The 16,220-nt window shown below is 77.0% G+C and carries 1 protein-coding gene; it reads right to left on the minus strand.

Annotation, left to right across the window (positions count from 1 at the left end; all coding sequences use genetic code 11):
- Positions 1 to 64 precede the first annotated feature (64 nt).
- Positions 65 to 16,174 carry an SDR family NAD(P)-dependent oxidoreductase gene (locus tag OG823_RS00655; RefSeq protein WP_371476502.1) on the minus strand — a complete coding sequence of 5,370 codons (16,110 nt, stop codon included), beginning with the start codon at positions 16,172 to 16,174 and terminating at the stop codon, positions 65 to 67.
- Between the last annotated feature and the right edge of the window lie 46 nt (positions 16,175 to 16,220).

Here is a 16,220-nt window from a genome sequence, read left to right on the forward strand (position 1 = left end):
GCGGATCGGGTGCGGATGTGCCCCCGGATGTTGCACGGCGCGTGGCCCCGTGGCGTGGCCCGGCCTAGTCCTCGTCGATGCCTCCGAGCGCGGCGCGCACGAGGTCGTCGATGTCGAGTTCCATCACCGAGCGCTCCACCTCGGCCGCCTCGGTCACGGCGGCGGTGTCGGCGCCGGTCGCCGGCTGCGGAGTGCGGGCGATCCCGAGCTCCTCGGCCAGCAGGCCGACCACCGCGCGCGGGTTCGGGCGGTCGAACATCAGGGTCGCCGGCAGCCGCAGCCCGGTCGCGGCCTGCAGCGCGTTGCGCAGCTCGAGCGCGGCCAGCGAGTCGAGGCCGAGGTCGGCGAACCCGCGGTCGGCGTCGATGTCGGCGATGTCGCCGTGGCGCACCGCGGCGGTCTGGGCGCGGACCAGCTCGACGAGGATCTGCATCGCGTCCTCGGCCGGCAGGTCCGCGAGCTGCTGGCGCAGCGTGCTGGACGCGGCGGCCGGGCGCACCGCTCCGCGCTGGGCCGGCAGGGCCCGGGGCGGCGTGCGCCGCGCGGCGGTGCCCGTCCGGACCGCGATGCCGCGCAGGACCGGTGCGAGCAGGTCGGCGTCGCGGTCGGCCAGCAGCGCGGCGTCGACCCGGACGGGTGCCAGCGTGGTCCGGTCGAGCGCGACGGCCTCGTCGAACAGGGCCAGTCCCTCGGCGACCGGGAACGGCGGCAGGCCGGCGGCGGCCATCCGCTGCTCGTCGCGTTCGGCGTCGGCCGGGTCGACCACGCCGGACGGCCCGGCGCCGAGGTTGGTGCGCGCGGTCCACAGGCCGAAGGACAGCGCGGTGGCCGGGCGGCCCTCGGCGCGGCGGAGGGCGGCGAGCGCGTCCAGGAACCGGTTGGCGGCGGCGTAGTTGGCCTGGCCCATGGCGACGGCGAGGCCGGCGACGGAGGAGAAGAGCACGAACGCGCTCAGGTCGGCGTCGCGGGTCAGCGTGTGCAGGTTCCAGGCCCCGGCGACCTTCGGTGCGAGGACGCGTTCCCACTGGTCTTCGGTCAGGTCGGCGAGCAGCGCGTTGTCCATCACTGCGGCTGCGTGCACCACGGCGCGCAGCGGGCGGTCGGCCGGGATCGCGGCCAGCGTCTCGGCGAGCGCGGCCCGGTCGGCGACGTCGCAGGCGGCGACCTCGACGTCGGCGCCGAGCGCGGTCAGTTCGGCGACCAGTTCGGCCGCGCCGCGGGACGCCGCGCCGCTGCGGCTGGCCAGCAGCAGGTGCCGGACGCCGTGCGCGGTGGCGAGGTGACGGGCCACCAGCGCGCCGAGGCCGGTCGTGCCGCCGGTGACCAGCACCGTGCCGTCCACGTCCCAGGGGGCGGGGTGTTCGGGTTCGGAGGCGGGCACCGGCGTCAGCCGGGGGACCCGCAGGTCGGCGCCGCGCACCGCGAGTTCGGCCTCGCCGACGGCCAGTGCCGCGGTCGGGAACGCCGCGGCATCGGCGGGCAGGTCGACCAGCAGCAGGCGGCCGGGGTGCTCGGCCTGTGCGGCGCGGATCAGGCCCCAGACCGCCGCGTGCGCGAGGTCGGCGACCTCGTCGGCGGCGTCGGCCTGCACGGCGGCGCGGGTGACGACCACCAGTCGTGAGGCGGCGAGCCGGGTGTCGGCCAGCCACTCGCGGACCGTGGCCAGCACCTGTCGCAGCGTGTCGCCGACCAGCCCGGGCACCTGCTCGTCGGAGGGCTCCGGCTCGACGGGGCAGGCTAGCAGCAGTACCTCGGGGGCGGGGGTGCCGCCGTCGAGGGCCGTGGTGAGGGCGGCGAGGTCGGTGTACACCGGCACGTCGGCGAGGTCGAAGTCGACGCCGCCGGCGGGACGGACGACCACCCGGGCGGCCGGGCCGGCGGTGACCTCGGCGGTGCCGACCGGCTGGGAGTCCCAGGCGAGCCGGAACATGCCCTCACGCATCCGGGTCCCGGCGGAGGCGGCCGCGGCGGCGGCCACCCGGTCGGGGGTGACGGCCCGGACCACCAGTGACTCGATGGTGGCCACGGGGCGGCCGCCGGTGTCGGAGAGCTCCAGCCGGACGGCGTCCGAGCCGGTCCCCTCGCCGTCGCCGGCCCAGTGGATCCGCACCCGCAGCCGGGAGGCGCCTGCGGTGTGCACGCTGACCCCGGTCCAGGCGAACGGCAGCTGGGTGGCGCCGACGTCCTGCGGCTTGCGGTCGCCGAGGAAGTCGGTGGCGCTGAGCGAGGCATCGAGCAGCGCCGGGTGGACGCGGTAGGCCGCGGCGTCGGCGACCGCCTCGGGCGGCAGCGCGACCTCGGCGAAGACCTCGCGGCCCCGGCGCCACAGCCGGTGCAGGCCGCGGAAGGTCGGCCCGTAGTGGTAGCCCTGGCCGGTCAGGTAGTCGTACACGTCGGAGATATCGACCTCTTCGGCGCCGGCCGGCGGCCAGTCGGCGGCGACCGTGTCGGGAACGGGCGCCTCGGCCCCGGCCAGCACGCCGGTCACGTGCCGGGACCACGGGACGTCCGGCGCGGCACCGACCATCCGCGAGTACACCGCGAAGGACCGGCGTCCGGTCTCGTCGGCACCGCCGACGACCGCCTGGAGGGCGACCGCGGCGTCCGCGGGCACCGGCATCACGGCCTCGATGGTCAGCTCCTCGACCACCGGGCAGCCGACCTCCTCGCCGGCCCGCACCGCGAGCTCGACGTAGCCGGTACCGGGGAACATCACCGTGCCGAGCACGTCGTGGTCGGCCAGCCAGGGCTGGGTGGCGTGCGACAGGCGGCCGGTGAGGGTCACCCCGCCGGTCTCGGGCGAGGCGACCACTGCGGTGAACAGCGGGTGCGCGGCGTCGTCCTGGCCGTGGGCGGCGGCCCCGGAGGCGGCGGCCGGCTCCGGGTCGAACCAGAACCGCTCGGCCGCGAAGGCGTACGACGGCAGGTCGACGCGGCGCGCGCCGGTGCCGGCAAGTACGGCGCGCCAGTCGATCGCGGCGCCGTCGCCGTGCAGCAGCGCCAGGCTCTCCGTCAGGGTCCTGACCTCGTCGGCGCCCCTGCGGACCGCGGGGACGGCGAGCGCCCGGCGGTCGTCGAGGGTGGCCGCGGCGAGCGGGGTGAGCACGGCGTCCGGGCCGATCTCCAGGAACCGCACCGCGCCCTGGTCGGCCAGCGCGAGGGCGGCGTCGGCGAACCGGACGGTGTCGCGGACCTGGCCGACCCAGTACTCGGGCGAGGTGAGCTCGCCGGGGGCGGCGAGCCGGCCGGTGACGGTCGACACCAGCGGCAGCTGCGGCTCGGCGAACGAGACGGTCTCGGCGACCGCCCGGAACTCGTCGAGCATCGGGCCCATCAGGGCGCAGTGGAAGGCGTGCGAGACCTTGAGGCGGGTCGCCTTGGCGAACTTCGCGGCGACGGCCGTCACCTCGGCCTCCTCGCCGGAGACGACCACGGCTTCGGGGCTGTTCACCGCGGCGATGGAGACGCCCGCGGTCAGGTGCGGACGGACCTCGGCCTCGGTGGCGCGGAGCGCGACCATGGCGCCGCCGGCGGGCAGCGCGCCCATCAGGCGGCCGCGGGCGGCGACCAGGCGGCAGGCGTCGGGCAGCGACATGACGCCGGCGACGTGCGCGGCGGCCAGCTCGCCGATCGAGTGGCCGGCGAGCAGCGCCGGCCGGGCGCCCCAGGACTCCAGCAGCCGGAACAGCGCCACCTCGAAGGCGAACAGCGCGGTCTGGGTGTAGGCGGTCCGGTCGAGCTCGGTGCTGTCCTCGGCGTCGATCACCTCGCGCAGGCCGCGGTCCGTCAGCGGGTCCACGAGGTCGCAGACCTCCTGGAATGCCTGCGCGAACACCGGGTGGGCGGCGGCGAGTTCGGCGCCCATCCGGGGCCGCTGGCAGCCCTGGCCGGAGAAGACGAACGCGGTGAGCCCGTCGGTGTCGGCGGTGGCGGTGGCGGTGCGGACGGTGACCGCGGGCTCGGCGAGCTCCGCGATCGCCGCCAGGGCGCTCAGCGCCTCGCCGCGGTCGGCGGCGAAGACGGCCGTGCGGTGCTTCAGGGCGGCGCGGGTGGTGGCCAAGGAGTAGGCCAGGTCGGCGACGGACAGCTCCGGGTCGGCGGCCAGGCGGGCGTGCAGCCTGGCGGCCTGGGCGGGCAGTCGGTCGGCGTCCTGGGCCGACAGCAGCAGCGGAACCGGAGCGATGCCGCTCCGGTCGGCGGCCTCCGGCTCGGCCGGCGGCGCCTCCTCGAGGATCACGTGCGCGTTGGTGCCGCTGAGGCCGAACGAGGACACGCCGGCCCGCCGCAGGCCGTGCGACTCCCACGGCCGGGCCTCGGTCAGCAGCCTGACCTCGCCCTCGGTCCAGTCGACCCGGCGGCTGGGCTCGTCGACGTGCAGCGTGCGGGGCAGCTCCTGGTGGCGCAGCGCCATCACCATCTTGATCAGGCCGCTGACGCCCGCGGCCGCCTGCGCGTGGCCGATGTTGGACTTGATCGAGCCCAGCCACAGCGGCCGGCCCGGTCCGCGGTCCTGCCCGTAGGTGGCGAGCAGCGCCTGCGCCTCGATCGGGTCGCCGAGCCGGGTGCCGGTGCCGTGGCCCTCGACCGCGTCGACGTCCCGCGGCCGCAGCCCGGCGGACGCCAGCGCGGCGCGGATCACCCGCTGCTGGGACGGGCCGCTCGGCGCGGTGAGCCCGTTGGACGCGCCGTCCTGGTTGATCGCGGTGCCGCGCACCAGGGCGAGCACCCGGTGGCCGTTGCGGCGTGCGTCGGACAGCCGCTCCAGCACCAGCAGGCCCACGCCCTCGGACCAGCCGGTGCCGTCGGCGCCGTCGGCGAAGGCCCGGCAGCGGCCGTCGGGTGACAGGCCGCGCTGGCGGCTGAAGTCGACGAAGATCTCCGGCGTCGGCATCACCGTGACGCCGCCGGCCACCGCGAGCGAGATCTCGCCGGAGCGCAGGCCCTGGACCGCCGAGTGCAACGCCACCAGGGACGACGAGCAGGCCGTGTCGACGGTGATCGCGGGGCCTTCGAGGCCGAAGCAGTACGAGACCCGGCCGGAGGCGATGCTGCCCGCGCTGCCGTTGCCGAGGTAGCCGGCCAGGTCGTCCGGCGCGGCGCCGCGGCTGCCGTACTCGCCGTACATGATGCCGACGTACACGCCGGTGGCGCTGCCGCGCAGCGCGTGCGGGTCGATGCCGGCGTCCTCGAACGCCTCCCACGAGGTCTCCAGCAGCAGCCGCTGCTGCGGGTCCATGGCCAGCGCCTCGCGCGGCATGATGCCGAAGAACTCGGGGTCGAACTCGGCGGCGTCGTGCAGGAAGGCGCCGTGGCGCACGTAGGTGCGGCCCGGCAGGCCGGGCTCCGGGTCGTAGATGCCGTCGACGTCCCAGCCGCGGTCCTCCGGGAAGCCGGTGACGGCGTCGCGGCCCTCGGCGACCAGGCGCCACAGGTCGTCGGCGTTGCGGACGCCGCCGGGGAAGCGGCAGCCGATGCCGACGATGACGATCGGGTCCTCGGCGGGGGCCGGAGCGGCGGGAACCGGCCCGGCCTTGACCGGGGCGGTCGCGGGGCGCTGTTCGAAGCGTTCGTCGATGACCGTGGCGATGGCGCGGACGGTCGGGTGGTCGAAGACCAGCGTCGCGGGCAGCCTGGTCCCGGTCGCGGCGGTGAGCGCGGAGGACAGCTCGACCGCGACCAGGGAGTCCACGCCGAGGTCGCGCAGCGGCCGGTCCGGGTCGACGGCGTCGGCGCCGGCGTGCCCGAGGATCCGGGCCAGGGTGGCGCGCACCTCCTCCAGCAGCGCGCGCCGCCGCTCCAGGGCACTCAGGCCGGCGAACCGATCGGTGGCGCCGGAGCGGCGAGTGGCGGTCGTCCGGCGCGGGGCCAGGGCCCGCAGCACGGCGGGGAGCCGGTCGCCGCGGGCGGCCAGCGCCCGGCGGTCGGTGCGCAGCACGGTCACGAACGGTTCGCCGGTCAGCACGGCCCGGTCGAACGCGCCGAGCGCGTCGGCGGGGTCGAGGGCCGGGAGCCCGAGGCGGGCCGTCCGGTCCAGGTCGGCGTCGGTGAGCGCGCCGCCGAGACCGGTGTCCAGGTGCCACATGCCGTAGCCGAGCGCGAGGGCCGGCAGCCCGAGGGCGTGACGGTGCCCGGCGAGGGCGTCCAGGAAGACGTTCGCGGCCGCGTAGCCGCCCTGCCCGGCGGCGAGCGCGGTTCCGCCCGCGGAGGACAGCAGTACGAACGCTTCGATCGGCAGGCCGGCGGTCAGCTCGTGCAGGTTCCAGGCCCCGTCGACCTTGGGCCGCAGGACGGCCGTCAGGCGCTCGGGGGTCAGGTCGGGGGTCAGCCCGCTGTCGGCGACGCCCGCGGCGTGCACCACCGCGGACAGCGGCCGGTCGGCCGGCACGGCGGCCAGCACGGCGGCGAGCGCCGCCCGGTCGGCCACGTCGCAGGCCACGATCTCGGCCTCGGCCCCGAGCGCGGCCAGCTCGGCCGTGAGCTCGGCCGCCCCGGGGGCCTGCGGCCCCCGGCGGCCGGTCAGCAGCAGACGGCTCGCGCCGTGCCGGCGGACCAGGTGGCGGGCCAGCAGCGCACCGATGCCGGTGGCGCCGCCGGTGATCAGGACGGTGCCGTGCCAGGCCCCGGCGGGGATCGCGGCGGACGCGGCAGCGGCGGTGGGCACGGTGCCGGCGGCAGCAGTGGTCGCCGCGGCCGCGGCGGCCGCCAGCGGTGTCAGTCGCGGCGCCGTCAACTCGCCGTCGCGCAGCGCGAGTTCCGGCTCGCCGAGGGGCAGGGCGGCCGGGTCGAGCTCGGTGTCCTGGTCGAGGTCGACCAGAACGATCCGGCCGGGGTTCTCCGCCTGCGCGGCGCGCACCAGGCCCCAGACGGGGGCCTGGGCGAGGTCGACGGTGTCGCCGGGCCGCACCGCGACCGCGCGGGTGGTGCGGACGACGAGTCGCGCGTCGTTCTCGGCATCGAGCCATGCCTGGAGCCGCGCCAGCACCTCGGTGGCGACGGCCTTCGCCGCCTCGGGGATGTCGCCCGGCGCGCTGTCCACGGTCAGCAGCTCGAACGCGGCGCCGGCAGCGGCAGTCCCGGCGCGGCCGTCGACCGGGGTCCAGTCCAGCCGCAGCAGGCCGGCGCCCGCGCCGGGCACCAGCTGTTCGGCGCTCACCTCGCGGCTGACCAGCGACCGGACGTCCAGCACCGGACGGCCGTCGAGGTCGGCGACCGCGATCTCGGTCTCCTGCTCGCCGCGGATCCGGCGGAGCCGGACCCGGACCGCGTCGACACCGGCGCGGTGCAGCTCGACCCCGTTCCAGGAGAACGGCAGCAGCGTCGCGCCGGCGCCGCCGTCGGCGACCAGGTCGGCGTGCATGGCGGCGTCCAGCAGGGCGGGGTGCAGCAGGTACGCGGCGGCGCTGTCGGCCTCGGACAGTTCGACCTCGGCGAACACGTCGTCGCCGGCGCGCCAGGCGCGGCGCAGGCCCTGGAACGCGGGCCCGTAGTCGTAACCGCGCCCGGCGAGCCGGTCGTACGCGTCGGCGACGGACAGTTCTTCGGCCCCGGCCGGCGGCCACACCGCCAGGTCTGCGGCCTGCTCGACGACATCCGCCGGGGGTGCGAGCACGCCGGCGGCGTGGCGGATCCACTCGCCGCCGTCGGTGCGGGTGTGGATGTGGATCGCGCGGGTGCCGTCCTCGGTCGCCGGGGCGACGGCGACCCGCAGTGTGGCGGCGTCCCGCAGCAGCAGTGGGCGCTCCAGCGTCAGTTCCTCGATCCGGCCGCAGCCGAGGTGGGCGCCGGCCCGCAGCGCGATCTCGACGAAGCCGGTGCCGGGCAGCAGCACCGTGCCGAGCACGCCGTGGTCGGCGATCCAGGCCGGTCGACCGGCCGCCAGGCGGCCGGTGAAGACCACGGGCTCCGACTCCGGGCCTGCGACGGCTGCGGCCAGCAGCGGGTGCCCCAGCGTCTCCTGGCCTGCGGCGAGCCCGGCCGGACCGCCACCGGGAGCGCCGACGCCGTCGAGTCCGTCGAGCCAGTGGCGGCGGCGCTGGAAGGCGTACGTGGGCAGGTCGACGAACCGGCCGGTGGAGCCCGCGAAGAACGCGTCCCAGTCGACCGAGCCGCCGCGGGCGTAGACCCGACCGAGTCCGGCGAGGACGGTCTCCTGCTCGTCGCGGTCCCGGCGCATGGTGGCGGCGAACGCCAGGTCCGCCTCGTCGGCGCTGTCCCGGCCGGCGGCGGTCAGCACCGCGTCCGGGCCGAGCTCCAGCGCGGTGACGACGCCGCGCGCCGCCAGGGTCTGGACGCCGTCCGCGAACCGGACCGGTTGGCGAACCTGCCGCACCCAGTAGCCGGGGTCGCACCACAGTTCCGCGTCGACCGGTTCGCCGGTCACCGAGGAGACCGCGCCGAGCGTGGGCGCCGAGTAGGTCAGTCCGGCGGCGACGGCCGCGAACTCCTCCAGCATCGGGTCCATCAGCGGCGAGTGGAAGGCGTGGCTGACCCGCAGCTCGGTGGTGGTGACGCCTTCGGCGGCGAACTCCGCACAGATCCGGCGCACGTCCTCGGCCGGTCCGGAGACGACCGTGGCGGCCGGGCCGTTGACCGCCGCGATGGCGGTGTCGGGTCCGAGCTTCGGCACCACCACGGCCTCGGGAGCCCGCACGGCGGCCATCGAACCGCCTGCGGGCAGCGCCTGCATCAGTCGGCCGCGCGCGGCGACCAGCCGGGCGGCGTCCGGCAGCGACCAGACGCCGGCGACGTGCGCGGCGGCCAGTTCGCCGATCGAGTGGCCGAGCAGCAGGTCGGGGCGCAGGCCCCAGGACCGCACCAGGTGGAACAGCGCGGTTTCGACGGCGAACAGCGCGGGCTGGGCGTACTCGGTGCGCTCCAGCAGCGCCGCGTCCTCCCCCCACATCACCTCGCGCAGCGGGCGCGGCAGGTGCTCGTCCAGCGCGGCCAGCGCCTCGTCGAGGGCGGCGGCGAAGACCGGGAAGGCGTCGTGGGCCTTGCGGCCCATGCCGAGACGCTGCGCGCCCTGGCCGGTGAACAGGAAGGCGGTCCTGCCGTCCCGGACCGTGTCGGTGAGCTGCGGGGACCGCAGGGCGGCGGCCAGCGCCGGGCCGTCGGTGCCGAACACGACGGCGCGGTGCTCCAGCGCGGCGCGGCCGGTGGCGAGCGCCACGGCGACGTCCGCGACGTCGTCGCCTCCCGCGGCGGCGAATGTGCTCAGCCGGTCGGCCTGGGCGCGCAGCCCGTCGGCCGTCCGGGCCGAGACGACCCACGGCACGACTCCCCCGGCGGGCACGGCGTCCGGGTGCTCCGCCGGGACCTCGGGCGCCTGTTCGAGGATGACGTGCGCGTTGGTGCCGCTGATGCCGAACGAGGACACCGCCGCCCGGCGGCGCCGGCCGCGCTCGGGCCAGGGCTGCGCCTCGGTGACGACCTCGACCACGCCCTGCGACCAGTCCACCTGGGCGGAGCGCCGGGCGGAGTGCAGGGAGGCGGGGACCACACCGTGGCGCATCGCCAGCACGGTCTTGATGATTCCGGCGACGCCGGCCGCGGCCTGGGCGTGGCCGAGGTTCGACTTGATCGAGCCCAGCAGCAGCGGGTCCGCGGCGGTGCGGTCGCCGCCGTAGACGGCGATCAGCGCCTGCGCCTCGATCGGGTCGCCGAGCTTGGTGCCGGTGCCGTGGCCCTCCACCGCGTCGACCTCGCGCGGCTGCAGTCCGGCGGCGGCCAGCGCGGCGCGGATCACCCGCTGCTGCGCCGGGCCGTTCGGCGCGGTCAGGCCGTTCGACGCGCCGTCCTGGTTCACCGCGGTGCCGCGCACCACCGCGAGGACGCGGTGGCCGTTGCGCTGCGCGTCGGACAGCCGCTCCAGCAGCAGCAGTCCGGCGCCCTCGGACCAGCCGGTGCCGTCGGCGCCGGCGCCGAAGGACTTGCAGCGGCCGTCCGGGGCCTGGCCGCCCTGGCGGGACATGTCGACGAAGGTGTCCGGGGTGGACATCACGGTCACGCCGCCGACCAGCGCGAGCGAGGTCTCGCCGGAGCGCAGCGCCTGCGCGGCCAGGTGCAGGGCCACCAGCGAGGAGGAGCAGGCGGTGTCGACGGTGATGGCGGGGCCCTGCAGGCCGAGGGCATAGGCGACACGGCCGGAGACGACGCTGGCCAGGCTGCCGCTGCCGATGTGGCCGGCGACCTCCTCGGGCAGCGGGCCCAGTCGCAGACCCCAGTCGTGGTACATCACGCCGGCGTAGACGCCGGTGTCGCTGCCGCGCAGCGCGTGCGGGTCGATCCCGGCGCGCTCCAGCGTCTCCCAGGCGACCTCCAGCAGCAGTCTCTGCTGCGGGTCCATGGCGCGGGCCTCGCGCGGGCTGATCCCGAAGAACTCCGCGTCGAACTCGGCGGCGTCGTAGAGGAAGCCACCCTCGCGGGTGACACTGGTGCCGGTGCGCGCGCCCTCGGGGTCGTACAGGTCCTCGGGCCAGCCGCGGTCGGCGGGGAACGCTCCGACGGCGTCGCGGCCGGCGGCGACCAGCTCCCACAGCTCTTCCGGAGAGGTGACGTCGCCCGGGTAGCGGCAGGCCATGCCGACGATGACGATCGGGTCCTCGGACGTGTCGGCCTTCACCGCGGTCGGCCGCGTCACGGCGGGCTGCCGGGCGGCCGAGCTCTCCAGGGACTCCGCGAGGAACCTGACCAGGGCGTCCGGGGTGGGGAAGTCGAAGGTGAGCGTGGCGGGCAGGGTGAGCCCGGTCGCGGTGGCCAGCCGGTTGCGCAGGTCGACGGCCGACAGCGAGTCGAAGCCGATCTCGCCGAAGGTGCGCGAGCGCGACACCGCCTCGGGTCCGTCATGTCCCAGGACGGTCGCGGCCTGCGTGCGCACCAGGTCGAGCAGGCGTTCGGCGCGCTCGTCGGCGGGGAGTGCCCCCAGCGTGGCGACGGCCGAGCCGGCCCGGGCACCCGTCGCCCGCTCCTCGCCGGCGAACGCGAACGTGCGGGTCGGCTCCGGGCCGGCGACCAGCGGGCGCAGCAGGGCGGGGATGCCGTCGGTGCGGCTGCGCAGCGCGCGGGTGTCGACGCGGATCGGGACCGCGGCGGCGGGTGCCCCGGTCAGGGCGAGGTCGAGCAGGGCGAGGTTCTCCCGGGCCGTCAGCGGCGCGAAGCCGGACCGGGCGATCCGGGCGATCGCGGCGGTGTCCAGGCCGGCGCCCATGCCGGTGCCGGTCCACAGGCCCCAGGCCAGCGCGAGGGCGGGCCGGTCGGCGGCCCGGCGGTGGGCGGCGAGCGCGTCGAGGTAGCTGTTCGCGGCGGCGTAGGCGGCCTGGCCCGGGGCGTCGCAGAGCGCCGCGGTCGAGGAGAACAGGACGAACGCGGCCAGGTCGCGGTCGGCGGTGAGCTCGTGCAGGTGCCAGGCGGCGTCGGCCTTGGGGCGCAGCACCGCGGACAGGCGTTCCTCGGTGAGGTCGGCGATCAGGCCGTCGTCCAGCACGCCGGCGGCGTGGAAGACGGCGGTCAGCGGGTGGGCGGCGGGGATCGCGGCGAGCACGGCGGCCAGGGCCTCGCGGTCGGCTGCGTCGCAGGTCTCGACAGTCACCGAGGCGCCGGCGTCGGCGAGTTCGACGGCCAGCTCGCGGGCGCCCGGGGCGTCCGGGCCGCGGCGGCCGAGCAGCAGCAGGTGGCGCACGCCGTGGGCGGCCACCAGGTGGCGGGCGAGTTCGGCGCCGATGCCGCCGGTGCCGCCGGTGACCAGGACCGTGCCATCGGGGTCGAACGCGGGCACGGCGGCGGTCGGGACGGCTGTGGCCGGGAGCAGGCCGGGGACCAGGACGCGGCCCTCGCGGATGGCGAGCTCGGGGCGGCCGGTGGCGACGGCGGCGGCCAGCAGGCGGTCGGCGGTGGGATCGGTGTCGACGTCGGCCAGGACGAGGCGGCCGGGGTGCTCGGCCTGCGCGGCACGGATCAGGCCCCACAGGGTCGCGGCGGCCGGGTTCGGCGACTCGGCCGCGTCGGTGGCGACGGCGCCCCGGGTCGCCACGACCAGGGTGGCGGTCGCGGCAGCGGGGTCGGCGAGCCATGCCTGGACGGTCGACAGGACCTTGCCGGCGACGGCGCGCGCCGCGGCCGGGGAGGGGTCCTCGGCGAGCGGGGCGCGGTAGACGACCGTGGCGGCGTCGACGTGCCCGGAGTCCCGCTCCGGCAGCACCGCCTGCCCGGCGTCGACGGCGACCGGCTGCCAGCGCACCTCGTACAGCGGCCCGTGGCCCGCGGCGCGGAGCCGGTCGGCCGGGACCGGCCGCACCAGGTAGGAGGAGACCGTGGCGAGCGGCGCGCCGCTCGGGTCGAACAGCGACAGGGTGGCCTGGTCCGCGCTGTCGGAGGTGAGGTGCACCCGGGCGGCGGCCGCGCCGGACGCGGCCAGGCCGACCCCGGCCCAGGCGAACGGCAGCCGGATCCGGTCGTCCGTGGCCGGGCCCCACACGAAGTCGGTGGCGTGCAGCGCCGCGTCGAGCAGCGCCGGGTGGATCCCGTATCCGCGCGCGTCCACGCCGTCCGGCAGCGCGATCTCGGCGAACACGTCCGTGCCGCGCCGCCACACCGCGTGCAGCCCCTGGAAGGCGGGGCCGTACTCGTAGCCCTGCCGGGCCAGTTCCTGGTAGAAGCCGGTGACGTCGACCGGCGTCGCGCCGGCCGGCGGCCACTCGGTGCCGTCGAAGGCATCGGCTTCTACGGCGGCGGTCAGCGTCCCTTCGGCGTGCCGGGTCCACGGGGCCCGGTCGGGGGCGTCGTCGCGGCGCGCGTACACCCCGACGGTGCGGGCCCCGCGGTCGTCCGCCGGCCCGACCCGGACCTGGAGGGTGACGGCCCCGGTCTCGGGCAGCACCAGCGGGGCGGCCATGGTCAGGTCCGCCACGGTCGGGCAGCCGGCGTGCGCGCCGGCCAGCAGCGCGAGTTCGACGAACGCGGTGCCGGGCAGCAGGGCGACGCCGTCCATCACGTGGTCGGCCGGCCAGCGCTGCGCGGCGCGGGAGACCCGGCCGGTCAGCAGCAGGCCGTCGTCGCCGGCGGTGCGGATCACGGCGCCGATCAGCGGATGCGCGACCGCGCTCTGCCCGAGCGCCTCGGCGGAGGCCGCGGGGCGGGCAGCGGACAGCCAGAACCGGCGGCGCTGGAACGGGTAGCGCGGGAGCTCGACGGGACGCACCGGCTGCCCGGCGACGAAGGCCCGCTGGTCGGCGGCGGCGCCGCGCGCGATCACGGTCGCCACGGAGTCCGCCAGGACGCGGTGCTCGTCGCGCTCCCGGCGCAGCGTCGGCAGGAAGACCCCGGGGGCGAGGTCCGGGCCCAGCGCCGTCAGCGGCGCGTCCGGGCCGAGCTCCAGGTACGTGGCAACGCCGCGGCCGGCCAGCGCGCGCACCGCGTCGCTGAACAGCACCGGGCTGCTGACGTGCCGCACCCAGTAGTCGGGATCCGACAGCTCCAGCGCCGTGGTGGGCCGCCCGGTCACGGTCGAGACGATCGGGATCCGCGCCGGACGGTAGTCGACGGCCTTGGCGGCGCGCCGGAACTCGTCGAGCATCGGCTCCATCAGCGGCGAGTGGAAGGCGTGCGAGACCCGCAGTGCCCTCACCCGGCGACCGAGCGCGGCGAAGTGCGCGGCGATCCGCTCGACGGGCTCCCGGGCGCCGGACACCACGACGGACCGGTCCCCGTTCACGGCGGCCAGGCCGACCCGGTCGGCGACCTCGGCCAGCAGCGGCGCCAGCTCCTCGGGCGTGGCCTGCAGCGCGGTCATCGCGCCGCCCTCGGGCAGTTCGGCCATCAGGCGGCCGCGGGCACCGACCAGCAGTGCGGCGTCGGCCAGCGACAGGACGCCGGCGGCGTGCGCGGCAGCGAACTCGCCGACCGAGTGCCCGGTCAGCACGTCGGGTCGCAGGCCCCAGGACTCCAGCAGGCGGTAGAGGGCGACCTCGACGGCGAACAGCGCGGGCTGGGCGTAGTCGGTGCGGTCGATCAGGCGGGCGTCGGCGGAGTCGGGCTCGGCGAACAGGACGGCCTGCAGCGGCGTGTCCAGCTGCAGGCCGAGCTGGTCGGCGGCCTCGTCGAGGGCCTTGGCGAAGACCGGGTGGCGTCGGCTCAGTTCGCGTCCGGCGCCTATCCGCTGGCTGCCCTGGCCGCTGAACAGGAAGGCCAGGGCGCCGCGTTCCTCGCCGCCGGTGAAGAGGTTCGCCGCCGGTTCGCCGGCGGCGGCGGCCCGCAGGCCGCGCACCAGCTCGTCGCGGTCCGCGGCGACCACGACGGCGCGGTCGGCCAACGTGGCGCGCGTGGTGGCCAGGGCGTGGACCAGGTCCGCCGGCTCGGCGCCGGCCTCGACCACCGGGACCAGCGCCTGCGCGGCGGCGCGCAGCGCGGCCGCGCCGCGGGCGCTGACCACCACCGGTACGGGGCCGGCGGTGGACGAGGGGGTCGGGTCGGCCGGCGCGGCAACCGCGTCGTCGGCGTCCTCCAGGATCACGTGCGCGTTGGTGCCGCTGATGCCGAACGAGGACACTGCGGCCCGGCGCGGACGTTCCGCACGTGACCAGGCCACCGGCTCGGTCAGCAGCCGCACCTCGCCGGCCGACCAGTCGACGTGCGGCGACGGCGCGTCGATGTGCAGCGAGCGCGGCAGTAGTCCGTGCCGCAGCGCCTGCACCATCTTGATCACGCTGGTGACGCCGGCCGCGGCCTGGGTGTGGCCGAGGTTGGACTTCACCGAGCCCAGCCACAGCGGCCCGGCCTCGCCGCGGCCTTGTCCGTAGGTGGCGAGCAGCGCCTGCGCCTCGATCGGGTCGCCGAGCTTGGTGCCGGTGCCGTGCGCGTCCACCGCGTCGACGTCCGCCGCCGCCAGGCCCGCGTCGGCCAGAGCCTGGCTGATCAGCCGCCGCTGCGCCTGGCCGCTGGGCGCGGTCAGGCCGTTCGAGGCGCCGTCCTGGTTGACGGCGCTGCCGCGCACCAGGGCCAGCACCCGGTGCCCGTTGGTGCGGGCGTCGGACAGGCGTTCCAGCACCAGCAGGCCGACGCCCTCGGCGAAGCCGGTGCCGTCGGCGGAGGCCGCGAAGGGCTTGACCCGGCCGTCGGCGGCCAGCCCGCGCTGCCGGCTGAACGCGGTGAACGTCGCCGGGGTGCCCATCACGGCGACGCCGCCGGCCAGCGCCAGCGTGCACTCGCCGTGGCGCAGCGCGTTGGCCGCCAGGTGCAGTGCGACCAGCGAGGACGAGCACGCGGTGTCGATGGTCAGGGCGGGGCCCTGCAGGCCGAGGGTGTAGGCGACGCGCCCGGACAGGACGCTGGCCGCGTTGCCGGTCATCAGGTGCCCGGCGACGCCCTCGGGCGCGTCGTGCAGGTGCGGTCCGTACTCCTGGTTCTCGGCGCCGACGTAGACGCCGGTGCCGGTGCCGGCCAGCGAGAGCGGGTCGATGCCGGCGTCCTCCAGGGCGTGCCACGCGGTCTCCAGGAGGAGCCGCTGCTGCGGGTCCATGGCGACGGCCTCGCGGGGGCTGATGCCGAAGAACTCGGGGTCGAACTGCGCGCCGGTGTCGAGGAACCCGCCGCGGTCGACGTAGCTGGTGCCGTCGCGGTCCGGGTCGGCGTCGAAGTAGTCGGTGAGGTCCCAGTCCCGGTCGGACGGGAACGGGCCGAGGACCTCGCCGCCGGTCTCGACCAGTCGCCACAGGTCCTCGGGTCCGGCGATCCCACCGGGGTAGCGGCAGCCGATGCCGACGATCGCGATCGGGTCGTCGGCGGGCGCGGCGGCGGGGCCGTTCGCGCCCGCCGGGCGGGGACGGCGCGCCGGGGCGGGGGCCAGGCCGAGTTCGGCGCGCAGGTACTCGGCGAGCCGTGCGGGCGTGGGGTGGTCGAAGGCCACGGTCGGGGTGATCGCCAGGCCGGTGGCGATGGCGAGCCGTTCCTGCAGGTCGACCAGCGACAGCGAGTCCAGGCCCAGGTCGCCGAACGACAGGTCGTCGCCGGCCGGGTCGGCGGTGGCGGGGCCGCCGTCGGGGTGCTGCCCCTCCCCCGGCCGGATCCGCTCACGTGCCGCCTCGGCCTGCTCGCGCACCAGGGCGGACAGCACGCGTCGCTGCTCCGGCGCGGTCAGTTCGCCGAGACCCGACAGGACACCACTGGGCTGCGGCCCACTCATCGACTCGCTCCGCTCCGGAATAGGCACAGCACAACAAGCTCGGCAA

The sequence above is a fragment of the Kitasatospora sp. NBC_00315 genome (assembly GCF_041435095.1).
Classification (GTDB): domain Bacteria; phylum Actinomycetota; class Actinomycetes; order Streptomycetales; family Streptomycetaceae; genus Kitasatospora.